The organism is Acidaminococcus sp. (assembly GCF_057597765.1).
Genome location: NZ_DBMBXK010000007.1, coordinates 76,405 through 100,449, shown reverse-complemented (window position 1 = coordinate 100,449; position 24,045 = coordinate 76,405). Strand labels below are relative to the sequence as shown.

23 protein-coding genes and 1 tRNA gene are annotated in these 24,045 nt (G+C 56.7%); 22 read left to right on the top strand and 2 right to left on the bottom strand.

The features are described 5' to 3' along the window. Positions 1 to 31: 31 nt before the first annotated feature. The 17 genes from ACZOF8_RS06400 to ACZOF8_RS06320 all read left to right on the top strand — a co-directional run bounded on the left by ACZOF8_RS06400 (position 32) and on the right by ACZOF8_RS06320 (position 14,814). A complete protein-coding gene (locus tag ACZOF8_RS06400; protein ID WP_288310329.1) occupies positions 32 to 1,444 on the top strand; it encodes an amidohydrolase in 1,413 nt (470 codons plus the stop codon). A 49-nt stretch (positions 1,445 to 1,493) separates the two neighbouring features. After that, positions 1,494 to 1,970, top strand: coding sequence for a pyridoxamine 5'-phosphate oxidase family protein (locus tag ACZOF8_RS06395; protein WP_154487992.1), 477 nt, complete (start codon positions 1,494 to 1,496; stop codon positions 1,968 to 1,970). A 140-nt stretch (positions 1,971 to 2,110) separates the two neighbouring features. Next, on the top strand, positions 2,111 to 2,245 hold the full coding sequence (gene rpmH, locus ACZOF8_RS06390; RefSeq protein WP_075579283.1) for a 50S ribosomal protein L34: 135 nt from the start codon (positions 2,111 to 2,113) through the stop codon (positions 2,243 to 2,245). A 77-nt stretch (positions 2,246 to 2,322) separates the two neighbouring features. Beyond that, on the top strand, positions 2,323 to 2,661 hold the full coding sequence (gene rnpA / locus ACZOF8_RS06385) for a ribonuclease P protein component (protein ID WP_022488038.1): 339 nt from the start codon (positions 2,323 to 2,325) through the stop codon (positions 2,659 to 2,661). 15 nt (positions 2,662 to 2,676) lie between these two features. Further along, entirely contained in the window at positions 2,677 to 2,886 is a 210-nt protein-coding gene (gene yidD, locus ACZOF8_RS06380; protein ID WP_022488037.1) for a membrane protein insertion efficiency factor YidD, read from the top strand. 26 nt (positions 2,887 to 2,912) lie between these two features. Further along, positions 2,913 to 3,536 carry a YidC/Oxa1 family membrane protein insertase gene (locus tag ACZOF8_RS06375; RefSeq protein ID WP_022488036.1) on the top strand — a complete coding sequence of 208 codons (624 nt, stop codon included), beginning with the start codon at positions 2,913 to 2,915 and terminating at the stop codon, positions 3,534 to 3,536. A gap of 43 nt (positions 3,537 to 3,579) precedes the next feature. Continuing rightward, entirely contained in the window at positions 3,580 to 4,317 is a 738-nt protein-coding gene (gene jag, locus ACZOF8_RS06370; RefSeq protein WP_288310325.1) for an RNA-binding cell elongation regulator Jag/EloR, read from the top strand. Positions 4,318 to 4,608: 291 nt separating this feature from the next. Further along, positions 4,609 to 5,979 carry a tRNA uridine-5-carboxymethylaminomethyl(34) synthesis GTPase MnmE gene (gene mnmE, locus ACZOF8_RS06365; protein WP_022488034.1) on the top strand — a complete coding sequence of 457 codons (1,371 nt, stop codon included), beginning with the start codon at positions 4,609 to 4,611 and terminating at the stop codon, positions 5,977 to 5,979. Between the two features lie 17 nt (positions 5,980 to 5,996). Further along, positions 5,997 to 7,877, top strand: a complete 1,881-nt coding sequence (gene mnmG, locus ACZOF8_RS06360) for a tRNA uridine-5-carboxymethylaminomethyl(34) synthesis enzyme MnmG (protein WP_022488033.1) — start codon at positions 5,997 to 5,999, stop codon at positions 7,875 to 7,877. Then, positions 7,874 to 8,587, top strand: a complete 714-nt coding sequence (gene rsmG, locus ACZOF8_RS06355) for a 16S rRNA (guanine(527)-N(7))-methyltransferase RsmG (protein ID WP_022488032.1) — start codon at positions 7,874 to 7,876, stop codon at positions 8,585 to 8,587. Before mnmG ends, rsmG begins: the two co-directional genes overlap by 4 nt. Before the next feature lie 356 nt (positions 8,588 to 8,943). Continuing rightward, positions 8,944 to 9,375 (top strand): hypothetical protein, encoded by a 432-nt coding sequence (locus ACZOF8_RS06350; RefSeq protein WP_022488031.1) that lies wholly within the window; start codon positions 8,944 to 8,946, stop codon positions 9,373 to 9,375. A 286-nt stretch (positions 9,376 to 9,661) separates the two neighbouring features. Further along, positions 9,662 to 10,903 carry a peptidase T gene (gene pepT / locus ACZOF8_RS06345; RefSeq protein WP_487426693.1) on the top strand — a complete coding sequence of 414 codons (1,242 nt, stop codon included), beginning with the start codon at positions 9,662 to 9,664 and terminating at the stop codon, positions 10,901 to 10,903. A gap of 391 nt (positions 10,904 to 11,294) precedes the next feature. Beyond that, complete coding sequence (locus tag ACZOF8_RS06340) at positions 11,295 to 12,059, top strand: ParA family protein (RefSeq protein ID WP_022488029.1); 765 nt, start codon at positions 11,295 to 11,297, stop codon at positions 12,057 to 12,059. Continuing rightward, positions 12,049 to 13,065 carry a ParB/RepB/Spo0J family partition protein gene (locus ACZOF8_RS06335; RefSeq protein ID WP_487426692.1) on the top strand — a complete coding sequence of 339 codons (1,017 nt, stop codon included), beginning with the start codon at positions 12,049 to 12,051 and terminating at the stop codon, positions 13,063 to 13,065. Before ACZOF8_RS06340 ends, ACZOF8_RS06335 begins: the two co-directional genes overlap by 11 nt. Positions 13,066 to 13,074: 9 nt before the next feature. After that, a complete protein-coding gene (locus ACZOF8_RS06330; RefSeq protein WP_487426691.1) occupies positions 13,075 to 13,779 on the top strand; it encodes a DUF554 domain-containing protein in 705 nt (234 codons plus the stop codon). A gap of 45 nt (positions 13,780 to 13,824) precedes the next feature. After that, a tRNA-Val gene (locus ACZOF8_RS06325) sits at positions 13,825 to 13,901 on the top strand. A gap of 325 nt (positions 13,902 to 14,226) precedes the next feature. Next, positions 14,227 to 14,814, top strand: a complete 588-nt coding sequence (locus tag ACZOF8_RS06320; protein WP_487426690.1) for a hypothetical protein — start codon at positions 14,227 to 14,229, stop codon at positions 14,812 to 14,814. Between the two features lie 34 nt (positions 14,815 to 14,848). Here the strand turns inward: ACZOF8_RS06320 and ACZOF8_RS06315 are convergent, their stop codons facing one another. After that, positions 14,849 to 15,811 carry a metallophosphoesterase family protein gene (locus ACZOF8_RS06315; protein WP_487426689.1) on the bottom strand — a complete coding sequence of 321 codons (963 nt, stop codon included), beginning with the start codon at positions 15,809 to 15,811 and terminating at the stop codon, positions 14,849 to 14,851. A gap of 298 nt (positions 15,812 to 16,109) precedes the next feature. Between ACZOF8_RS06315 and ACZOF8_RS06310 the strand changes: the two genes are divergently transcribed. Both ACZOF8_RS06310 and ACZOF8_RS06305 read left to right on the top strand, forming a co-directional pair. After that, complete coding sequence (locus tag ACZOF8_RS06310) at positions 16,110 to 17,084, top strand: dihydrodipicolinate synthase family protein (protein WP_022488024.1); 975 nt, start codon at positions 16,110 to 16,112, stop codon at positions 17,082 to 17,084. Positions 17,085 to 17,231: 147 nt separating this feature from the next. Next, positions 17,232 to 18,494, top strand: a complete 1,263-nt coding sequence (locus ACZOF8_RS06305; RefSeq protein WP_487426688.1) for an Nramp family divalent metal transporter — start codon at positions 17,232 to 17,234, stop codon at positions 18,492 to 18,494. Positions 18,495 to 18,658: 164 nt separating this feature from the next. Here the strand turns inward: ACZOF8_RS06305 and ACZOF8_RS06300 are convergent, their stop codons facing one another. Further along, positions 18,659 to 19,654 carry a LacI family DNA-binding transcriptional regulator gene (locus tag ACZOF8_RS06300; RefSeq protein ID WP_022488022.1) on the bottom strand — a complete coding sequence of 332 codons (996 nt, stop codon included), beginning with the start codon at positions 19,652 to 19,654 and terminating at the stop codon, positions 18,659 to 18,661. Between the two features lie 343 nt (positions 19,655 to 19,997). On the opposite strand from ACZOF8_RS06300, the gene ACZOF8_RS06295 reads away from it, so the two are divergent. From ACZOF8_RS06295 to rpoN, 3 genes are all read left to right on the top strand, one after another. Further along, the gene (locus tag ACZOF8_RS06295; protein WP_487426687.1) at positions 19,998 to 21,248 is read left to right on the top strand and encodes an Nramp family divalent metal transporter; all 1,251 of its coding nucleotides are present in this window, start codon (positions 19,998 to 20,000) and stop codon (positions 21,246 to 21,248) included. A 102-nt stretch (positions 21,249 to 21,350) separates the two neighbouring features. Further along, entirely contained in the window at positions 21,351 to 22,535 is a 1,185-nt protein-coding gene (locus ACZOF8_RS06290) for a MalY/PatB family protein (protein ID WP_022488020.1), read from the top strand. A gap of 116 nt (positions 22,536 to 22,651) precedes the next feature. Continuing rightward, positions 22,652 to 23,986: an RNA polymerase factor sigma-54 gene (gene rpoN, locus ACZOF8_RS06285; RefSeq protein ID WP_022488019.1), complete on the top strand. Its 1,335-nt coding sequence runs from the start codon at positions 22,652 to 22,654 to the stop codon at positions 23,984 to 23,986. Positions 23,987 to 24,045 lie beyond the last annotated feature (59 nt).

Sequence of the window (24,045 nt, the reverse complement as noted above, 5' to 3'; positions counted from 1 at the left end):
AGTTGTTTAAGAAAAAGGGAGGTCGAAACCTATGAATCTGGAACCCTATGAAAAGGAACTGGAGAAACTGAATGCCTGTATCTGGGACTTTGCAGAACTGAAATTCCAGGAATTCCAGTCCGCCCAGGCTATGGAGGATCTGCTGGAGCGCCACGGTTTCCAGGTGACCCGGGGACTGGCCCACATGCCCACCGCCTTTGTGGCGGAATACGGCAGCGGGAAGCCGGTGATCGCCATCCTGGGAGAATATGATGCCTTGAGCGGTCTCAGCCAGGAAGACGGGATCTGGGAGGAGAAGCCCCGGGAAGGGAATCCCAACGGCCACGGCTGCGGCCACTGCCTTCTGGGCACAGCGGCAGTGGGGGCAGGCCTTCTCCTGAAGGATTACCTGGCTGCCCATCCCGGCCGGGGAACCGTACGGGTCTATGGATGCCCGGCGGAAGAAGGGGGCAGCGGCAAAACCTACCTGACCCGGGAAGGGGCTTTTGCTGACGTGGATGCAGCCCTTACCTGGCATCCCGGGACCCAGAACGAAGTGATGGTGGGATCCAACCAGGCCAACATCCAGGCGGCCTTTACCTTCCGGGGCCGGGCGGCTCATGCGGCGGCTGCTCCCCAGAACGGCCGGAGCGCCCTGGACGCGGTGGAACTTATGGATGTGGGAGTCAACTACATGCGGGAGCATATGGCGGATTATGATCGGGTCCACTATGCCATCCTGGACACCGGCGGGGTTTCACCCAACGTTGTACAACCCAAGGCGGAAGTGCTGTATCTGGTCCGCTCCCGGACCAATGAAGAGACCAAACGGCTGTATGACCGGGTGGTGAACATTGCCCGGGGGGCGGCTCTCATGACGGAAACGGAGCTGTCCGTCCGGTTCGACAAGGCAGTGTCCAACCTGGTGCCCAACCGGACCCTGGGAAAAGTGCTGCATGATGCCATGGTCCAGGTGGGCGCTCCCCTCCGTACGGAAGCGGAAAAAGCCTTCCTGAAGAAGTTCCAGGACCAGCTGGCTCCGGAACGGGTGTGGCAGGATCCCGGGATGGCGCCTTTCCCGGATCCGGAACTCCGGGAGGAACTGATCCGGAAGGACCCCACCGGAGCCTATATCCTGCCCTACCAGCCCACCAACGCGGTGGCCATGGGGTCTTCGGATACCGGGGATGTAAGTTATGTGACTCCTCTGGCCCAGTTTGCCGCCGCCTGCTTTGCCATCGGCACCAGTGCCCATTCCTGGCAGTGGGTGGCCCAGGACAAGGGCACCGTGGCCCTGAAGGGCTGCTTCTTCGCTGCCCGGGTGCTGGCGGAAGGGGCCCGGACCCTTTATGAACAGCCGGCGGTGCTGCAGGAAGCCCGGGCCGAACTGGAAAAGCGTATGGCCGGCCGCACTTACCAGTGTCCCATCCCTCCGGACGTGATGCCCAGAGGGTATGGAAAATAAGGGTGCTGCTGCAGAGACAGCAGCCCCATACACAAAGGAGGTTGATACCATGTTCCGTCCCATGCGGCGATTCAAACAGGCCCTTCCGGAAGAGGAATGCCGGAAGGTGCTGGAAGAGGAAAAACGGGGGACCCTGGCTCTGGCCGGGGATGAGGGATATCCCTATGCCCTGCCCATCAACTATTATTACCACCGGGAAACCGGCCGGATCTATTTCCACGGAGCCGGGGAAGGCCACAAGATCGATGCCATCCGGCGCTGTGACAAAGTGTCTTTCTGCGTCCACGATGCCGGAGTGAAGCTCCCGGGGGACTGGGCTTACACAGTCCGGTCGGTGATCGTGTTCGGCCGGCTCCATGTGCTGGAGGATCCGGAACGGGCCATGGCCCTTTTGCGGCAGATCGGCCTGAAATACTACCCTTCGGCGGAGGAAGTGGACCAGGTGATGGCCCGGGCGGCCAGCCGGGTGACCATGCTGGAACTGGTGCCGGAACACATTACCGGGAAACGGGTCCATGAAAAGTAAAAAAATCAGTCATTTTCTCCTCTTTTCTTTGTAAATATATTGACACCCTCCCTTTTTCCTCTTATAATGATATGAGCTGTCAAACGATTTACTTATTATAGATCTTGACGTATCTTTGGAGGCAAGGGAGGGTTAGGAACATGAAGAGAACTTTTCAACCGAATAACAATCGGAGAAAAAAGACTCATGGCTTCAGAGAAAGAATGAAGACTCTGGGTGGTAAACAAGTCTTGAAAAGAAGACGTGCAAAAGGCAGAAAGAGATTGTCTGCATAAAGATCAAGATAGGCCGCTCTTCGCGGCCTATTTTACTACAAGGCAGGTGCAGGACTTTGGAACAGAATGTTCCTCCAATGAAATATACCCAGGCCAACCGGGTCAAGTCCCACCAGCGGTTCCAGGAGGTCTATGAAAAAGGCCGTTCCTTTGCGGACCGGTACGGGGTCTTTTACGTGCTCCCTTCCGAAAACGGAGAGAACCAGCTGGGGACGGCTGTGGGCAAAAAGCTGGGACATGCTGTGCTGCGGAACCAGGTAAAGCGCCGGATGCGGGAGGTGTTCCGGAAGGAACAGGCCCGTCTGAAGGGGAAACACGCCATTGTCTGGGTAGCCCGTCATCGTCTGGCACACGCTCCCTATGAAGTTTACGAGGAAGTTTTCCGGCGGCTGGCCAGAAAGGCCGGGCTGCTGTAAAACCCCGGAGGGTCTATGAAAACAATTGCCATTGCCCTGATCCGTTTTTATCAGGTATGGATTTCTCCCTGTTTTCCGCCCCGGTGCAGGTTCGTACCCACCTGTTCCCAATATGCGCTGGAGGCAGTCCGGAAATACGGGTTCCTGAAGGGATCCTTTCTGGCTGTGAAGAGAATACTCAAATGTCATCCTTTCCACAAGGGAGGATATGATCCTGTACCGTAACGGACAGGAAGAAAAGGAGTCGAACTTTGGAAATTTTAAGCTCGTTTGTCCAACAGGTTGTGGCCCACATCTATGAACTGACCCGTCTTATCGGTGAACCCAGCTACGGCCTGGCCATCATCATCATGACCATCCTGATCAAACTGATCCTGTGGCCCCTTACCGCCAAACAGATTTCGTCCACCCGGGCCATGAGCCGGATCCAGCCCAAGATGAAGGAGCTGCAGGCCCGGTACAAGGATGACAAGGTGACCCTGAACCAGAAAATGTCCGAACTGTACAAGGCCGAAGGGGTGAACCCCCTGGCAGGCTGCCTGCCTCTCCTGATCCAGATGCCCATCATGATCGGGATTTTCTATGGCATCCGGGATTTCCAGTATGCAGGCCCCAGTTCCTTCCTGTGGATGCAGAGCATTGCGGATCCGGATCCCTATTACATCCTGCCCATCCTGTCCGCACTGACCACTTTTATCCAGTCCAAACAGACCATGCCGGCTTCTGACAATCCCCAGGGGAAGGTCATGCTGTATTTCATGCCCCTGTTCATCGGGTACATCAGCTTCAAGTTCCCGGCGGGCCTGGTGCTGTACTGGGTAGTCATGAACATTATGCAGATTGGACAGCAGTTCCTGCTGGACCGGAAGAAATAAGAAGACAAAACAGGTGCCTCGGGGCCTGTAAGGAGGCTTGAAGATGAACATGGTGGAAAAGACGGGCAAAACCGTCGAGGATGCAGTGAAGGCAGCGCTGGCCGAACTGGGCGTCAGCCGGGACCAGGCGGAGGTGGAAGTCCTGGAAGAATCCAAACCTTCCCTCCTGGGCCTGTTCGGAGGCCGGGATGCCAAAGTCCGGGTAACGGTGAAGGAAGCGGAACCGGAAGCTCCGGCGGCTCCGGAAGCAGCGGAAGCCCCTGTGGAGAAGACGGAAGCGGTTCCCCAGGAGGATGCCAAGGCTCCGGAGGACCGGGAAGAGGAACGGCAGGCGGCAGCAGCGGCAGCCAAGGCCTTCCTGGAAGAAATCTTCCGGGCCATGGGCATGGATCTGCTCATCGAAAAATTCATCAGCCGGAAGGATGAGGAAATCATCCTGAAGATCCACGGGGACGGCATCGGCGTGCTGATCGGCAAACACGGCCAGACCCTGGATGCCCTCCAGTACCTGACCAACCTGGCCGGGAACCGGGGACGGAAGAACTGGAACCGGATCATCTTGGATGCGGAAAACTACCGGGAACGCCGGCGGGAAACCCTGGAACGGCTGGCCCGGAACCTGGCGGACCGGGTGAAACGGACCCGGAAAAAAGCCATGCTGGAACCCATGAATCCCTACGAACGGAAGATCGTACACATGAGTCTCCAGAACGATCCGGCGGTGACCACTTACAGCGAAGGGGAAGAACCTTACCGGAAAGTGGTCATTGATTTGAAATAATGGAACTGCATGAGGGGGTGCTGCACATGAAAAGCGGATATGCAGCACCCCCGTCAATGGTCAATGGTCAGTGGCCGGATGATAAAATTTGCAGGCAAATTTTTTTGGATTGAATCAAACCTGGTCTTAAAATAGACAGTCATTGCTAGAGTAAGCACGATATGTTTTTGCATAATAAAAGAATCTGTCTGACAGGACAGATTCTTTCCTTCGGCAATTGACCATTGACAATTGACAATTGACAAGGGGTTGTTGCTCAGGCAACAACCCCTTTTTTTGGAGGAAAAAAAGATGGATGATACAATCAGTGCCATTGCCACTGCCCTGGGGGTGGGCTCCATCGGGGTGATCCGGATCAGCGGGCCCCACAGCCTGGCCATTGCAGACCGGCTGTTCGACGGCCGGGAAAAGCTGGGGAAGGAAAACGCTCGGAAGTTGTTGTACGGCCATATCCGGGACGGCAAAGGCCAGGTGGTGGATGAGGTGCTGGCAGTGTACATGCCCGGCCCCCATTCCTATACCGGGGAGGATGTGTGCGAGATCCAGTGCCACGGAGGACGGGAAGCCCTCCAGGAGATCCTGTCCCTGACCTTCCAGGCAGGGGCCCGGCCGGCGGAACCGGGGGAATTCACCAAACGGGCCTTTTTGAACGGCCGTCTGGACCTGGCGGAAGCGGAAAGCGTCATGGACATCATCAACGCCCGGAGCCGGCAGGCCCTGGCGGCAGCCAACCGGGGCCATCAGGGCGGTCTGTCCCGGCAGGTGAAGGCCCTGCGGAAGAAGCTCCGGGATCTGGTGGTCCAGCTGGAAGCCTGCATCGACTATCCGGAAGACGATATTGAAGAAGTGACCTATGACCGGACTGTGTCCATCCTGGAAGAAGGAAAACAGGCGGTGGAGACCCTGGTACGCCGGGGCACTGCCGGACGGATCCTCCGGGAAGGGCTGCGGACTGCCATTGTGGGCCGGCCCAATGTGGGGAAATCCAGCCTGCTGAACAGCCTGCTCCAGGCGGACCGGGCCATTGTTTCCAACATCCCCGGCACCACCCGGGACATCATTGAAGAACAGATGACCATCGGAGGGATCCCTCTGGTGCTCACCGATACTGCCGGGCTCCGGGACACCAGCGACCTGGTGGAAAAGATCGGGGTGGAACGGTCCCGGGCGGCCCTGGAAGATGCCCAGCTGGCCCTGGTGGTGCTGGACGGCTCCCAGCCGCTGGATCCGGAGGACCGGCAGCTGCTGGACAGCCTCCGGGACCGGAAGAAACTGATCCTGGTGAACAAGGCGGACCTGCCTCTGGCCCTGGACGTGGAAGCCCTCCGGAAAGCCTGTGGGGACAGGGATGTGATCGTCCTGTCCGTGAAGGAAGGCCGGGGCCTGGACCAGGTGGAACAGTGGCTCCGGGATTTCGTGTACGGGGAAGGCTCTGACAGCGAAAGCAGCAGCATGACCCAGAACGCCCGGCAGCAGAACCTGCTGGAAAAGGCCCTCCAGAGCCTGGAGGATGCCCTGACAGGGGCCCGGCAGCACCTGCCCTATGACTGTCTTACCATCGACCTGACCCAGGCCCTCCATGACCTGGGGGAGATCACCGGGGAAGATGTGCCGGATGAAATCATCGATGAGATTTTTGCCCAGTTCTGTGTGGGCAAGTAAAAGCGGAGGAAAACAGCATGATCGTAGTGGATCATTATGATGTGGTTGTTGTGGGAGCCGGCCATGCAGGGTGCGAAGCGGCTCTGGCAGCAGCCCGGATGGGACAGAAGACCCTTCTGGCTACCCTGTCCATGGACAATATCGCCCTGATGCCCTGCAACCCTTCCGTAGGGGGACCGGCCAAGGGACACCTGGTCCGGGAAATCGACGCCCTGGGCGGGCAGATGGGCCTGGCGGCAGATGAGGCCTGCATCCAGATGCGGATGCTGAATACCGGGAAAGGGTATGCGGTCCAGGCGCTCCGGGCCCAGGCGGACAAGCCTTTGTATCACACCATCATGAAGGAAGTGGTGGAAAACCAGGACAACCTGGATGTGAAGCAGCTGATGATCGACAAGCTGCTGGTGAAGAACGGCCAGGTCCAGGGGGTGGAAGCGGAAACCGGGGAAGTGTTCGAAGCGGATGCGGTGATCCTGTGCACCGGTACCTATCTCCGGGGGAAGATCCTCTACGGGGAAGTGGCCTACATGTCCGGCCCCATCGGCCAGCGGTCCGCCATGAAGCTTACCGGGTCCCTCCAGGAAGCGGGACTCCAGCTCATGCGGTTCAAGACCGGCACCCCTGCCCGGGTGGATGCCCGGACCCTGGACTACACCAAGATGGAACCTCAGTATGGGGATGAACGGGTCCGGAACTTCTCCTTCATGAGCACCATTACCACCCGGAACCAGGTGCCCTGCTATCTGACCTACACCAATCCCCGGACCCATCAGATCATCCGGGACAACCTGGACCGGAGCTGCATGTTCAACGGCATGATCGAAGGGGTGGGGCCCCGGTACTGCCCCAGCATCGAATCCAAGATCATCCGGTTCGCCGACAAGGACCGGCACCAGCTGTTTCTGGAACCGGAAGGGCTCCGGACCAACGAAGTGTATGTCCAGGGCATGAGCTCTTCCCTGCCGGCGGAGATCCAGGTGGCCTTCATGCAGACCATCCCGGGGCTGGAACACTGCAAGATGATGCGGGCCGGCTATGCCATCGAATATGACTGCCTGGATCCTCTCCAGCTGAAAGCCAACCTGGAACACAAGGCCATCAGCGGCCTGTTCAGTGCCGGCCAGGCCAACGGCACCAGCGGGTATGAAGAAGCCGCTGCCCAGGGCCTTATGGCCGGGATCAACGCAGCCCTGAAGCTCCAGGGGAAGAAGCCCCTGATCCTGAAACGGAGCGATGCCTACATAGGGGTGCTCATCGATGACCTGGTGACCAAGGGGACCACGGAACCCTACCGGATGATGACCAGCCGGGCGGAATACCGGCTGCTCCTCCGCCAGGACAATGCAGACCTGCGGCTGACCCAGAAGGGCCGGGATGCGGGGCTGGTCACCGATGAGCGGTATGACGCCTTTACGAAGAAGCGGGACATCATTGAACGGACCCTGGCCAATCTGTCCAAGATCAACCTGGCCCCCAGCGAGGAAAACCAGGAAAAGATCACCGGCCTGGGATCCACGGCCCTCCGGAGTTCCATCAATATGCTGGATCTCCTCCGGCGGCCGGAAGTGACCTATGAAAAACTGGCGGACGCCTTCGGCCTGGAAAAACTGCCGGTGGATGCGGCGGAACAGGTGGATGTGCAGGTGAAGTACCAGGGCTATATCCGGAAACAGAAACAGGAAGTGGAACGGGCCCTGAAACTGGAAGACAAGCTGCTGCCGGAGGACCTGGACTACAGCCGGATCCAGGAACTGTCTTCGGAAGCCATGGAGAAGCTCACCAAACAGCGGCCGGTATCCATCGGCCAGGCCAGCCGGATCTCCGGGGTATCCCCGGCGGACATCAGCGTGCTGATGGTGTATCTGGAGACCCAGCGGCGGAAGGGAGAAGAAGCATGAGTTACCGGGAAACCCTGAAACAGGCGGCAGAGGCTGCCGGCTTCCCTCTTACGGAAGGACAGCTGGACCAGTTCCAGCAGTATGGGGACCTGCTGCTGGAAACCAACAAAAGCCTGAACCTGACCGCCATTACGGATCCGGAGGAAGTGGCGGTGAAGCATATGGTGGACTCCCTGCTGGTGTACAACCGGGAAGCCTTCCACAACCACACCATTGTGGACGTGGGAACAGGGGCCGGTTTTCCGGGACTGCCCCTGAAGATCTATGATCCGGGGATGCGGGTGACCCTGATCGATTCCCTCCAGAAACGGCTGAACTTCCTGGGACAGGTGGTGGAGACCCTGGGACTGGGGCAGGTCCGGCTGGTCCACGGCCGGGCGGAAGATGCCGGGAAGGATCCGGCTCTCCGGGAGAAATTCGATGTGGCGGTGGCCCGGGCGGTGGCGGCTCTGCCGGTGCTGGCGGAATACTGCCTGCCACTGGTCCGGGTAGGCGGAGTGTTCTACGCCATGAAGGGCAGCAAATACCAGGAAGAAGCGGATGCCGCCCGCCATGCAGTGGAAGTGCTGGGCGGAAAGATCCGGGAGATCCGGCCGGTACAGCTGCCGGGGCTCACGGACAAACGGGCCATCATCACCATAGAAAAAGTCCGCTCCACCCCGAAACAGTATCCCAGAAAAGCAGGGACGGCAGTAAAGAAGCCGTTGTAAGCAGCCCCAAAAAGGCAATGTTTCACGTGAAACATTGCCTTTTTTATAGTCGAGAGTCGGAAGTCTGAAGTCTGGAGCCTCAGGAAAGGATCTGCCTGGTTGGGCGGATCCTTTCGATTATATAGAACCGGACTCGAAATCGACCCGGGATATCATTTTGCCCAAAGGTTCTACACATTCAAAAATTTGCCTGCAAATTTATCCTTCGGCTCCTGACTTCAGACTCCGGACTTGAGCCGCCATGCGGCTCTACAGCTTGGGGTTGTTGCACAGAACGTGCAACAATCCCATTTGTCACACAAACGTAACTTCTTTATGGTATCCTAGGGGAGATACAACCGGAAGGAGGCTCCATCATGAACAAAAAAATTGCAGCTGCGGTGCTTTCCGCCTATCTGCTGGGGGCAGGTACCGCTGCCCTGCCGGCTCAGGCCTTTGACCTGGGATCCGTGCTGAAACTGGGGGGCATCAGCTACCTGGTCAGCCGGTTCGGCGGGGAGATCAACACCTTTATCAACAAACTGACTCTCCAGAAAGGCCTGGATACCCACTATGCCACCAAAGTGGTGCCCATTCTCAGTATGGGCAGCGGAAGCTATATCGGGGCCGTCCAGGTGGTGGGCCCCAAAGCTCAAGTGGACAAGGTAAAAGCCGTAGGCCAGCTGGAAGGAAAATTCCTCAGCGTGGCCCGGGTCAAGGCCATGATCCCCATCGACGCCACCAGCATCACCAACATCAACCGGGTTGACGGAGTGGGCGTGGGAGCCATTGTGGATTTTAAGCTGTGATAAGGCTATTGCACATTTTGTGCAATAGCCTGGTCTCGGGCCCAGGGTCTCGCGTCTCGAGCCAAATGAGAAATTTGCAGGCAAATTTTTGAACGTATAAAACCTGGTCCGTTATCCATAAGATATCCGTTTCCATATCCAGAACGTTTCTGGTCTGTACTTTCAAAAGAACCTGACTGAAAGACAGGTTCTATCCAGGGCCTCGAGACTCTTGACTCGAGGCCCGAGACACTAAATTGGGCTGCTGCCCTGGCAGCAGCCCAATCCTCCAGAAAGGAATGATACCATGATTGATTCTCAAACCATCATCAACCGGTTCCTGAAATACGTTTCTTTCGATACCCAATCCAGCGAGGAGAATGATCGGGAACTGCCCAGCACACCGGGCCAGATGGTGCTGGCCAGATTCCTGGCGGAAGAACTGAAAAGCCTGGGGCTTACGGATGTGTCCCTGGATGACCAGGGGTATGTAATGGGCACCCTGCCGGCCACAGCAGGGATCACCGGTTCCACCGTGGGATTCATCGCCCATATGGACACCAGTCCGGAAGCTTCCGGCAAGGACGTGAAACCGCTCCTGGTCCGGAACTATGACGGAAAAGACATCCTGCTGAACCGGGACAAACAGATCCTGTTTTCCACGGAAGATTTCCCGGAGGTCAAAAAGTACCGGGGCCAGGATATCCTGTTCACCGACGGCACCACCCTTTTGGGGGCGGACGACAAAGCCGGGGTGGCGGCCATTGTGACGGCTCTGGAATATTTCCGGGACCATCCGGAAATTCCCCACGGGATTCTCCGGGTGGGCTTTACCCCTGATGAGGAAACCGGCCGGAGTTCCTCTGCCTTCGATGTGGCAAAATTCGGGGCGGATTTTGCCTATACCGTGGACGGGGGCGAACTGGGAGGCCTGGAATATGAGAACTTCAACGCGGACAATCCGGTGATCACCTTCCACGGCCGCAGCGTCCACACCGGCTCCGCCAAAGGGAAGATGAAGAATGCCCTGACCCTGGCCATGGAATGGCAGCAGGCCCTGCCTGCCGGGGAAAAGCCGGAATATACCGAAGGGTACGAAGGATTCTTCCATGTACACAAGATCACCGGGGATGTGGAGACCTGCAAAATCCACATGCTGATCCGGGACCATGACAAAAAGCATTTTGAGGAACGGAAAGCCTTCCTGGACCGTATGGCCGCTTTCCTGAATGAAAAGTACGGGGCCGGCAGCGTGGAAGTGGAGCACCGGGACATGTACTTCAACATGGGGGAAAAGATCCGGGACGGGCACATGGCCGTAGTGGAACTGGCCAAAGAGGCCATGGAAGCCGTAGGGGTCACTCCGTCGGTGGATCCCATCCGGGGCGGCACCGACGGAGCCCGGCTGTCCTGGCGGGGTCTGCCCTGCCCCAACCTGTTCACCGGAGGAACCAACTTCCATGGCCGGTTCGAATACCTCCCCATCCCCAGCCTGGTCAAAGCCTGTGAGACGGTGGTGGAAATCGGGAAGAGAGGGTACAGGATTTGATGGTCAGCGGCCGAAAGAGGAAACCTGTGCAGCAGGTTTCCTGAAAATAAAACGCAGCTCACGCTGCTAACCTACCACCCATGCTGCGCATGGATACCCCCGCCCTTGGAAAGGGCGGATATACGCTCGGGCCTCTGGCCCTTGCTTGCAGCACAAGGGCGTAAGCCCGATGTGCCATTTATCCGCCCTTTTCAAGGGCGGGGGACCAGCCATTAGGCTGGTGGTGGGTTAGCAGCGGCAGCTGCGTTTCCATTCAGAAAAATTTGCTGGCAAATTTTTCCATTTGGCTGCTGACCGTTGACCGGGTCTGTGAAAAGAATTTTCACAGACCCGCTTTTCTATGTTACAATATCCTACAGTGTCCCAAAAAGAAACGAAAGGAGTGGACCCTATGACCCGAGTCATTGCCGTGGCCAACCAGAAGGGCGGGGTGGGGAAGACCACCACCAGCATCAGCCTGGCGGCCTGTCTGGCGGAAAGCCGGAAAAAGACCCTGCTGGTGGACCTGGATGCCCAGGGAAACGCCACCAGCGGTCTGGGTATCGATAAAAACAGCCTGGCCTGCTGCATGTACGATGTGCTGATCAACAATACGGAGCTGGACAGCATCATCCAGCCCACTGCCTGGAAGAACCTGTGGGTGGCTCCCGCCACCATGAACCTGGCAGGGGCGGAAATCGACCTGATCGAAAAGAAGAATCCCGCCAATGCCCTGAAGAAGCATCTGTCCAAAATAAAAGACAATTATGAATACGTAATCATCGACTGTCCTCCTTCCCTCAGTTTCCTGACGGTGAATGCCCTGACGGCGGCGGATGGAGTGCTGGTTCCCATCCAGTGCGAATTCTATGCTCTGGAAGGGGTGACCCAGCTGCTGGCTACGGTGGACCGGATCCGCCAGTCCACCAATCCGGACCTGGCCATTGAAGGGATCGTCATGACCATGACCGACAGCCGGACCAACCTGTCCAATGATGTGGTGGCCCAGGTGAAGGAACATTTCCCGGATCTTCTGTTCAAGACCATGATCCCCCGTTCCGTACGGCTGGGAGAGGCGCCCAGCTACGGCCAGCCCATTACGGTGTACGATCCCCACGGGAAGGCGGCAGAAGCTTACAGGAGCCTGGCAAGGGAGGTGAAGCGCCGTGGCCGGTAAGAAAGGCGGTCTGGGCATGACGGGCCTGGACAAGATGTTTGGAGGGCGCAGGACCAAGGCACCGGCTCCCAAACCGGTAGTGGAAGAAAAGAAAGCCGGGGAAACCGTAGGGGAAGTGGCCCTGAAGAATCTGAAGCCCAATCCCTACCAGCCCCGGAAGACCTTCGATCCGGACAAGCTCCGGGAACTGGAGGAAAGCATCCGGCAAAGCGGGGTGATCCAGCCTCTCATCGTCCGGAAAAAAGGCCGGCAGTATGAAATCGTGGCCGGAGAACGGCGCTGGCGGGCGGCCAAAGCCGCCGGGCTCACCAAAGTGCCGGTGGTGGTCCGGGAATACGATGACAGTGCCATGATGGAAGTGGCCCTGGTGGAAAACATGCAGCGCAGCGATCTGGATCCCATGGAAGAGGCCCGGGGCATCCAGAACCTGATGGAAAGCCTGGGGCTCACCCAGGAGGAGGCTGCGGCCAAGCTGGGGAAGAGCCGGGCTGCGGTGGCCAATGCCCTGAGGCTGCTGAAACTGCCTCCTGAGGCGGCGGAAATGGTCTCTGCAGGCAAACTTACCCCCGGCCAGGTACGGCCGCTCCTGGGACTGGATGCGCCGGAGAAAATCACGGAACTGGCCCGGAAGGCAGCGGAAGGAGGCTGGTCCGCCCGGGTGGTGGAAGAAGTGGCCAAGGCGGAACGGGAAGGGAAGCCCTGGCATCTGTATTTCCAGACGGAAGAGGACCTGATTCCTCCGGAAAAACCGGAAAAACAGAAGAAGGGCGGTAAGAAAGCCGCCGGCAGGGAAAGCCAGCCCCAGGATACGGATACCCATGCCTTCCAGGAAAAACTGATCCAGTATCTGGGCACCCGGGTGAAGATAGAACCGTTCAAAAAGGACAGAGGAGGACGGATCCTCATCGAATACTACGGGCCGGAAGATCTGGAACGGCTCTATGATCTGCTGAAAGGGCCGGAAAAAAACGCCGGCCGGAAAAAGCCCGGCCTCTTTACCGTGTAGGAGGCGGCTATGGTGGGAATGGGAACGGTTGTGAATGTGGCCGCCATTGCAGGGGGCAGTCTGTTCGGTCTTCTGGTGGGCCGGGGAATCAAGGAAAAATACCAGGAAACCGTGATCTACGGACTGGCTTTGTGTGTCATTGTCCTGGGGATCCAGATGGCTCTCCAGGGGCAGCACATCCTGCTGACCATCATCAGTCTGGTGGTGGGCTCCATCCTGGGAGAAGCCCTGGGTATTGAGGAAAAACTGGAACAGGTGGGAACCCTCCTGGCTGAAAAATTCCAAAAATCCCGGAAGAAGGGGGATGCCGGGACGGACGCCTTTGTGGAAGGGTTCCTGAACGCCAGTCTGCTGTACTGTGTAGGGGCCATGGCCATTGTGGGGTCCATCCAGGACGGGCTGTCCGGGGATCCCACCACCCTTTACACCAAGGCGCTGATTGACGGTCTCAGCGGCATTATCTATGCTTCCAATTTTGGGGTCGGTGTCCTGTTCTCGGCTCTGTCCGTTGGGGTTTATCAGGGAATCCTTACCGCCCTGGCAGGATTCCTGGGGCCCTGGATGAGCCAGCTTGTGGTCCAGGAAGTTGCCGCCTGCGGCGGACTGATGATCCTGGGAATCGGCATCAACATGACCAAGCTCCTGAAGATCCGGGTAGGGAATATGCTCCCCGGTCTTCTGGTGGCGGGCGTGGCTGCCGGAATTTTTTTCTAAAAACCCTTGCATTATTTGGACAAGTAGCGTATAATACAATTTATCGGGATTATAGCTCAGTTGGTTAGAGCGCATCGCTCACATCGATGAGGTCTACGGTTCGAATCCGCATAATCCCACCAATTGAAAATGAAAAGAAGCTGTTGCTCCGGCAACAGCTTCTTTTTTTATTTGTGCCAAAAGAAAAAAGAGGAAAAGGGCGGTGGGTTGGCAGCCGCGGGTTTCCTCCTTCAGCTGTTGACCATTGACTGCTGATCGGAGGCTGCTGCATCTGCAGCAGCCTCCTCCCCTTTTTCCTGCAAACTCCTGCACTTTTTTTATGCACTTTCCCCGTTAAGGCTGTTTTCCCCATTCCAAAACTGTTTTTCCTCTTGTTCCACGGGCCTTTCGGTGTTACACTCCTTCTGGAAATACAGTTTTTTACTCTATCGGAAATGAGGTCTTGCCATGTACACTTCTCAACTGAAACATTCCCTGGCTGCCGGGGCGGCTGTATTGGTCCTGGGCACTGCCGGCCTGGGGGCTGCCGCTCCTGCTGACGAAGGATCCGTCCAGATCCCCAACCCCATTGTCAGTTATGGAACCTATCAGTCCGCTGCCGGCGTCCTGGGCTTTTGCCCGCTGACTCTCAGCCGGGATTCCGGCTATGCCCTGGAGGGGATTTCCGTGATCGGCGGCCGGGCTTCAGATCTTGCCTTCGTTCGGATGGGACAGCCGGACAGCAGGGTGAGAATCCGTACTGCATTAAAAAAAGATAATAAAAACGACAATCTCAGCGGAATTTACGGTGCTGAATGGAAGAAGCAACGCGTAAATGAGACAGAAGTGGAATTGGCCCAGATCGGGCCCCAATCCTACGCCGCAACTTGGGAAACCGGGAACTATGTGTTCGCCGTCCTGGGTGAAGGGATGGAACCAGCCGCTTTCCGGACCCTTCTCACCAACAGCCTGGTGGAAGACACAGAGCATTATTTCGCATCCATCCAAAAGAATCCGGAAAAAAGCGGGAAGAAAACAGTCTACAGTACTTTATAAGAAAGGGGGTGCTGCACGTTGCGTGCAGCACCCCTTAGCGGTAGAGCCCCTTAACCCATACCGTCCGGTCAAACTGGGGCAGCCACTGATGGGTTTTGTGGCTGTAGGTGCGGATCAGGATCTTTTCCGGGTACAGGTACAGGGAATTGGTCCATACCTGTTTTCCGTCCCAGGTGGGGTTGTACACATCCAGGATGGCTGTACCGGCAATCTGGTTCACCGGATTGGAAAAACTGGGATTTTTGGGAGAAGTATGGGTATGGCCGGAAACCCACAGGAGGATCTGGGGATTGGCCCGGAGCAGTTTGCCTATGGCTTTGGCCGGCTGGACATAATTCCGGGGTTTGTCCAGTTTGCTGCCGGGGATCATGGTTCCGGTGACAGGGGCATGACAGAAGATCAGGGTGGGTTCCTGCCGGTGGTCTTTCAGTTCCTTTTTCAGCCAGTCCAGCTGTTCTTTGGACAGTTCCACTGCATATTTGCTTTCCAGGGTATCCGGGGACAGGAACAGCAGGAAGTAGGGTCCCAACTTCCGGGAATGATACAGGGGACCAAAGTCCTTTTCATACTGTTGCATATGGAGACCCCGTTCGTAGGAATCTGCCGGAACCAGTTTTCCGGTGCTGGACAGATCCCGGTGGTAGATGATTTCGTGGTTCCCGGCCAGGAATTCCTTGGGCTTTTTCAGATGGTCCGTCAGCTTCCGGGCCAGTTTGTAATCTGCCGGGCTGCCGGTTTTCTGGACCATATCCCCGGTAAAGACGCACAGGTCCACATCCTGCCAGCGGTTGATGTCCCGGACCGCCTGTTCCTTGTTGTGGATCTTCCGGGTCCGGACGTCCGGCTTTTGGGATTTGCTCCCATAATGGATGTCACTGAGGATCACCACCCGCTGGTACCGGCGGGCCTCCGCGGTGGGGGCCAGGACCTCCATGGGCAGCAGACAGGCCAGGACCGTCAGCAAGGCGGTCATCGAAAGCCAAAATTTTTTATACATGGGGAACACTCCTTTCAGACAGGACCCATTATAGCAGTTTTCCAGGATGCTGCAGAGCAGCACAGGCGTGGTGTGAAATCGTTTGCAGGAGAAAAACGGAAAAAGATAAAAAATGGAAAAAAGCCGAAGGAGCGCATCAATACTAGAATAGTCCTAAAAATTGCAATGCAAAAAATTGCGAAACTGTCAGAAAATATTGACGGGGAACCGGGAAACATGATATAAAATAGCCAAGGTTGATGCAAACGATTGCAGAGACAAGCAAAAAATATAAGATCATTTTCAGGAGGTTTTCACCATGGCAAAAGTAAAGAACTTCAAGACCATTTTCCCGGCGGTATCCGTTCCTCTGAACGCTGATTATTCCATCAACGAACCGGAATTCAGAGCGTACCTGCGCTGGATCAAATCCTTCTACAACAAAGGCATCGAAGGCCTGGTCTGCAACGGCCATACCGGCGAAGTCACCGGCCTGACCCGGGAAGAACGGAAACGGGTTACGGAAATCTGTGCGGAAGAATGCGGGGATGTGATGACCATCATCTCCGGGGTCAACTGTGAAAATACCGAAGGCGCCATCGAAATGGCCAAAGATGCCAAAGACGCCGGGGCTGACGGGATCCTGCTGATGCCTCCTCATATGTGGCTGCGTTTCGGGATGAACCCCAAAGCTCCCTTCCAGTTCGTGAAAGACGTGGCTGACGGTGCCGACATCGACATTATCATCCATCTGTATCCGGCCACCAGCAAAGCCTTCTATCCGGTGGAAACCCTGATCAAGATGGTCAAGGAAATCCCCCATGTAAAGGCCATCAAGATGGGCACCCGTGTCACCGCCATCTACGAACATGATGTCCGTGAACTGCGGAAAGCCTGCCCGGATGTATCTCTGATCACCTGCCATGACGAAACCCTGTGCGTATCCTGGTTCCCTGGCATGGACGGCGCTCTCATCGGGTTTGCCGGCTGCGTGCCTGAACTGATCACTGCAGCCTGGAGCGTCTTCAAGGATCCGGCCAACCACACCCTGAAGGAAGCCCAGGATGCTTCCAACAACATCTACCCCATCAGCCAGGCCATTTATGGCGGCGGCCAGCCTTCCGGTGAAGCCCATGCCCGCCTGAAGGAAGCTCTGGTACAGCGGGGCGTATTCACCAGCGGCCTCATGCGGAAACCGGTGCTGCCTCTGGACCAGGAAGAAAAAGACTGGGTGGCAGAAGGTCTGAAAAAGAGCGGCCTGCCTAAAGTGGATATGAAACCGTTTGAAAAATAAACAAACCCATCCTCCTAAAACAGGCGAAAACAATCCCTTTTAACGGATTGATTCAATCCACCCTTCTTACCTTCTATAAAGGAAACTGCAAAGCGGCTGCTCATCCAATGACGGGCAGCCGCTTTATTATCAGCAAAGGAATACACAATGGAAACAACAATCAATAAACAACTTGGCTTCGACCCGGCGACAGTCAAACGGCTGACTGCCCTGGAAATCCTCAAACGGATCGGCCCCGGGATCATCCTGGCCGGGGTGGTGGTGGGGCCGGGAGCCATTACCACCGCAGCCATGCTGGGTTCCAGCTATGGGTACAGGATGCTGTGGCTGTTCATTCCCATTTTCATCATGAGCATTACCTTTATGCTTACCTGTTACAGGCTGGCCATGCTTACCGGGATGCCTCTGCTCCACGGCATCCGGCATTATTATGGCAAAGGAGCAGCGGCCTTTGTAGGCATCTGCCTGTTCTTTTCCTGCCTGTTTTTCACTTTTGGGAACATTTCCGGCAGCGGGGCAGGGATGAATCTGCTGTTTGGGGTGGACTGGAAGGTAGGGGCGCTGATTATGCTGGCACTATTGCTGGGGCTGTATTTTTCCAAGGACACCTATTCCAAAATCGAAAAAGGGGTGATGGTCTGTATCCTGGGCATGATCGTGGCGTTTTATGCCACGCTGTACGCTTCCGGGGGACCGGATCCCCAGGGCTTTTTCCAGGGAATCATCCACTGGGGATTTCCGGAAGGGAGTGTCCTAAGCTCTCCGGCCTTTCTCAGCACCCATGCGTCCATTACCGCCGGGATTTATGGAACGTATCTGGGGGCAGAGAAAAAATGGAAGAAGCAGGATCTGTTCAATGGGACCATGCTGTCCGATGCCTGCGCCCATGTCCTGACGGTTATCCTGATTTCCGGGGCCATTGTGACCGTGGGAGCCATTGTGCTCCACCCCAGGGGCCTTCAGATCAGCAGTCCGGTACAGATGGCCGGGATGCTGGAACCGGTCCTGGGAAGCAAAGCCCGCTATGTGATGGGGGCAGCGCTGCTGGGATCTGCGTTTTCCGCTCTTATGGGGAACACTCAGCGGGGAGTGGTGCTGCTGAACGCCGGAATGGACTGGGAAGTGAGCCTGGAAAGCAAACGGGTCCGGTGGAGCTGCGTGGCCTGCCTGCTGCTGGGGGTGGCTGTGTGTTTTGCCTACAGTGGGTCTCCCACCCAGCTGATTTTCCTGGCCAACCTGGCCACCAGTATCGGAACGCCTACAGCCGGTCTGTTCGTTACGTTGATGATCTGGCGGAAAGACGTCCAAGCCGGCCTGAAGCCGCCCCGGCTGCTCCAGATTGCCATGACTGTATGCTATCTGTTCACCACGGCCTTGACAGTATACAGCTTCGGTTCAAAATTTATGTAAAAAAGGGAGCTGTGAAAAAATGATTTCTCATTTTTTCACAGTTCCCTTGGTCCGCCCGCATCCAGTGACCAGTGACAAGAGGCTAGTGACAGGGGTGTTGCACACAATGTGCAACACCTTTTTTCATCCAACCTTTGTCCTACAATGGTTGCACAACAGTTGTATTACGTACTTTCCCGTTCGATCAGCACCGAATCATAGACCACATGCTGGATGGCCACGGCACTCCGATCTTTGGCTTCGATCTGTTCCAGCACCAGCTGGGCGGCTTTCCGGCCGATTTCCCGGGCGGGCATTTCCAGAGTGGTCATGGTGGTTTCCAGCATACTGCCGATTTCGTGACCGGTCAGGCTGATGATCCGCACATTTCTGGGGACCTTTTTCCCTGCTTCCTTCAGGGCCCGCATGGCTCCGATCCCCTGGGCATCCATGGCCGCCAGGATGGCGTCCAGTTCCGGATGCTCCTGGAGCATCTGCCGGGTGGCCTGGTAGCCATATTCCAGGGAATTGGTGAAACCTTTGGCTTCGGAGGTGATCTCTTTCAATCCCAATTCCTCCAGGGCCTCCTTATAGCCCTGATACCGGAATTTATAGGGAGACAGTTTCAAAGAACCGGTTATGAGACCGGGATGGCGGCTGCCTTTGGCATACAGGTACTTTACCGCTTCGTAGCCGCATTTTACATAGTCCACGGTAACACTGGACAAGGTATCGTCCTGGATCCGGATCACCTGGGTCACCGGGATCCCGGAGGCCTGGATGTCCCGGACCAGTTTTTTATTCTTGCCGGTGCCTGCCAGCAGGATCCCGTCCACCAGGCCGTTCCGCAGCCGGCTGAGGCCGTCTTTTTCCATCTGAGGGTCATCTTCCGTGCTGCACAGCAGTGTGGCGTATCCCTGGTCACGGGCCGCCTCCTCGATGGCCTGGGCCACGGTGGAGAACACTGTCAAGTGGAGCCGGGGAACCACCACTCCGATGGTGTGGCGTTTGCCCTGGCGCAGACCTTTGGCCAGCAGGTTGGGCCGGTAGCTGAGCTTTTCCACGGCGGCCATGATCCGGGCTTTGGTTTCCGCGTGGACACAGGGATTGTTATTCAGGGCCCGGGAGACCGTGCTTACGTCCACACAGGCCAGCCTGGCCACGTCTTTCAGGGTTGGCATGGGTTTCCCTCCTTTCCGGACGGACCTTTTCGGACTGCGTCTGGATTTTTTTCTATTTCCGCTGATTTCTGAAAACGTTTGCAGATAAGAAATACATATCATACCTGGTGAAAAAAGTCAATAAAAAGCTGAAAAAGCCCGTGAATACTGATTATATAGTGCTGCTCACCCTGCAAGAAATTGCAGAAGTATCAGAAAACATTGACGGAAACAGGAGGAAAATGCTATAAAATAACCAGAAATAATGCAAACGATTGCAAGCAGCTGCCCCAAACAATCCCAAATTACCCGCTGCTGTCGGCCGGGAACCGGCAGCAGCGGACATGGACAAGGAGAAGGTATTATGTACATTGAACATTTGGGCTTTGACCCGGAGACGGTTCCCAAATTGACTTTTCTGCAGATGCTGAAGCGGATCGGTCCCGGCATCGTGCTGACCGGGGTGGTCATAGGCCCGGGAGCCATTACCACCGCCTCCATGCTGGGGGCCAACTATGGCTATGACATGCTGTGGCTGTTCATCCCCATTTTCGTCATGGGCATCACCTTCATGCTGACCTGCTACCGGATCACCATGATCACCGGACTGCCCATCATCCACGCCATCCGGCATTTTTACGGGAAAGCCGCAGCCGCTTTTGTAGGCTGCTGTCTGTTCCTGGCCTGCCTGTTTTTCACTTTTGGGAACATTTCCGGCAGCGGCGCCGGCATGAACCTGCTTTTCGGCATCGACTGGAAGATCGGGTCCCTGATCATGATCGCCATCCTGCTGGCCATGTATTTTGCCAAGAATACCTATTCCAAAGTGGAAAAGGGGATCCTGGTATGCATCCTGGCCATGATCGCCGCCTTCTACGCCACCCTGTATGTATCCGGGGGACCGGAATGGGGCGGCTTTTTCCGGGGTGTTACCCACTGGGGCTTCCCCAACGGCAGCATCCGCCACTCCCTGGCGTTTATCAGCACCCATGCGGCCATTACCGCCGGGGTCTACGGCACCTACCTGGGAGCGGAAAAGAAATGGAACAAAAAGGACATGTTCAACGGCACTATGCTGGCGGACGCCATTGCCCATGTGGTGACGGTGATCCTGATTTCCGGGGCTGTGGTGCTGGTAGGGGTCATCGTCCTCCATCCTCAGGGACTGCGGATCAAATCCCCTGTCCAGCTGGCGGATATGCTCCGGCCCTTCCTGGGCAGCTATGCCAACCTGGTCATGGGACTGGCTCTGTTGGGAGCCGCTTTCTCCAGCCTGCTGGGGAATACCCAGCGGGGCGTGGTGCTGCTGAACGCAGGGCTGGACAAGGATGTGAGCCTGGAAAGCAGACTGGTCCGGTGGAGCTGTACCGCCTGCATCGTGTTCGGGACGGTGATCTGCTTCCTGTACAACGGGTCTCCCACCCAGCTGATCTTCATTGCCAACCTGGCCACGGCCATCGGTACCCCCACCACCGGGTTCTTCGTTACCCGGATGATCTGGCGGAAAGACGTGAACGAAGGGCTGAAACCGCCCCGGCTCCTCCAGATTTCCATGACCATCTGCTACCTGTTCGCCCTGGGCATGACCATCTACGCACTGGTGGCGAAGTTGTAAAGAGGTGGGGTGAAAATCACCCCACACCCCCCGTTTTTGTTGCCAACTTCCTTTTCATCCGGTAATATAATATAGAAAACAACTGGGAAAAGGAGCGATCGTATGGGAAAATACAACTTTGACCGGATCATCGACCGGAAGGGCACCAGCTGCCTGAAATATGATTTTGGGATGAAACGGAAGGGGCGGACGGATCTTTTGCCCATGTGGGTGGCAGATATGGATTTCGCCCTGCCGGAAGAGATCCTGGAAGACTTCCACAAACGGATCGACCACGGGATCTTCGGTTACACGGATCCGGACGCCGAATATTTCACCGCCCTGGACCGGTGGTTCTCCCTTCACCACGGATACCACATCCAGCCGGAATGGGTGACCCTGGGCTGCGGAGTGGTCTTTGGCCTGGCCACCGGGGTCAAGGCCTTTACCGAACCGGGGGATGCCGTGCTGATCCAGCAGCCGGTGTACTACCCCTTCCGGGAAGTGATTGAAGACAATGGACGGAAATTCATCAACAGTCAGCTCCATTACGAAAACGGAAAATATACCATTGACTTCGCTGATTTCGAGCAGAAAATCCTAGAGAACCAGGTAAAGGTATTCCTGCTGTGCAGTCCCCACAACCCGGCAGGACGGGTGTGGACCAAAGAAGAACTGACCCGGCTGGGAGATATCTGCCTGAAGCACGGGGTGATCATCCTGGACGACGAGATCCACTGCGACTTTGTCTATGCGCCCCACCATTTCACCAGCTTCCTGGCCCTGGATGAAAAGTACAGAGACAATCTGGTTGTTTTCAACTCCCCCAGCAAAACCTTCAATGTGGCGGGACTCCAGCCCGGGAACATCATCATCCCCAATAAAGAACTCCGCCGGAGATACCGGAAGGCCAACGCCGCCGCCGGCTACAGCCAGGGCAGCATCATGGGCCAGGTGGCAGTGAAGAGCTGCTATACCAAAGGGGATGCATGGGTGAAGGAACTGGTGGAATACATTGCCGGGAACATTGCCTGGGTACGGGATTTTGTGAAGGAAAACCTTCCCAAAGCCACCTTTGTGGAACCGGAAGGCACCTATCTGGTGTGGATCGACTTTTCCGGCTACGGGCTCTCCGATGAGGAACTGGAGCACCTGGTGGTGGATGAAGCCAAACTGTGGCTGGATTCCGGGAAGATCTTCGGACCGGCTACCTCCCAGTTCGAACGGTTCAACATGGCTTGTCCCCGTGCCACCGTGGAAAAGGCCTTCCACCAGCTGAAAGACGCACTGGAGGAAAAGGGGCTTTAAAAAAGAAAATTCTCTGTCTTGTAAAATAATATACTCTAAAGTATTATACTCTAGAGTATATTATTTTTTTATAAACAGGATAAAAAACAGGGCAGAAAGGAGGAAGAAAACCTATTATGAACATGACAAAACTCACTCTGGCTCCCCAGCAGAAACAGCAGCTGAACCTGTATCTGGTCCAGCAGATGAAGCTGCTCCAGCTGGGAGCTCTGGAAATGGAACAGTACATCCAGGAGGCGGTGGAAGCCAATCCTCTGCTGGACTTTCCCGGGGAAGGGACGGCTCCGGACTGGCGGGAGACGGCGGGAGAACAGAGGCGGGACCGGACCGTCCGGGACCGGGAGGATGATTCCCTGCCGGACCCGGTAGCCAATGCAGGCCGGCAGGAAAAGACTCTCCAGCAGGTGGTGGAGGAACAGGTGGGGTGTCTGCGGCTTTCCGGAGCAGAACGGCACCTGGCCTTTTACATAGCCGGGACTCTGGACAGCCGGGGCTGGTGGACGGAAAGCGTCCCGGATACTGCCCGGGCCTTCGGGGTCACGGAAGAAAAGGTCCGGAAGGTGCTGGGGCTGATCCAGCAGCTGGAACCGGCTGGGGTGGGAGCCCGGGATCTGTCCCAGTGTCTGCTGCTCCAGCTGGAAAACCAGGGGAAAGAGGCGGACCTGGCCCGGAAAATCGTCCGGGAAGGACTGGATCTCCTGGGGCAGAACCAGATCCCGGCTCTGGCCCGGAAATTCCGTTGCACCCAGGAAGAAGTCCTCAAAGCCCGGGAACGGATCCGGGCTCTGGATCCCAAGCCCGGCAGCCGGTATGCTGCCAGTGGACCGGTGGTCTATCAGCGGGAAGACGTATGGGTGGAAGATACGGGAAAAGAGCTTCAGGTGACAGTCCATGATCCCTGGGGCCGGAAATTCATCCTGAACCAGGCGTACATGGACTGGGGCCGGAACCAGGGAACCCAGGTGAAATCCTATTTGAAGGAACAGCTGATAAAAGCCCGGCAGCTTCAGCAGCTGCTGAAGGAACGGCATCAGACCCTGCTCCTGGTGTTCCAGGCTCTGGTGACTCACCAGGAAGCCTTTTTCCGGCTGGGTCCCGGCCACCGGAAGCCTTTGAAGCTGGCGGATCTGGCGGAAGATACAGGACTGTCCCTGTCCACGGTGAGCCGGGCCCTCCAGCACAAGATCCTGGGGTGCCGGTGGGGCAGCTTCACCGCCGGCAGTTTCCTCCAGGGTCAGGCGGCCTCCCGGGAAGAGGGCCAGGTGACGGAAGAGAAGCTCCAGCAGCTGATCCGGGAACTGATCAACGGAGAAGACAAGCACCACCCCCTCAGCGACCAGGCTCTCTGCAGGGCCCTGGAACGACAGGGCATCCAGGTGGCCCGCCGGACTGTGAACAAATACCGGATAAAGATGGGAATCGGGGATAAAAGTGCCAGAAGGGAGTGGTGAGTGGCAGGGGCTGCTGCATGGGCAGCAGTTTCCTTTGAATTATCTCAAATTCCGTAAAA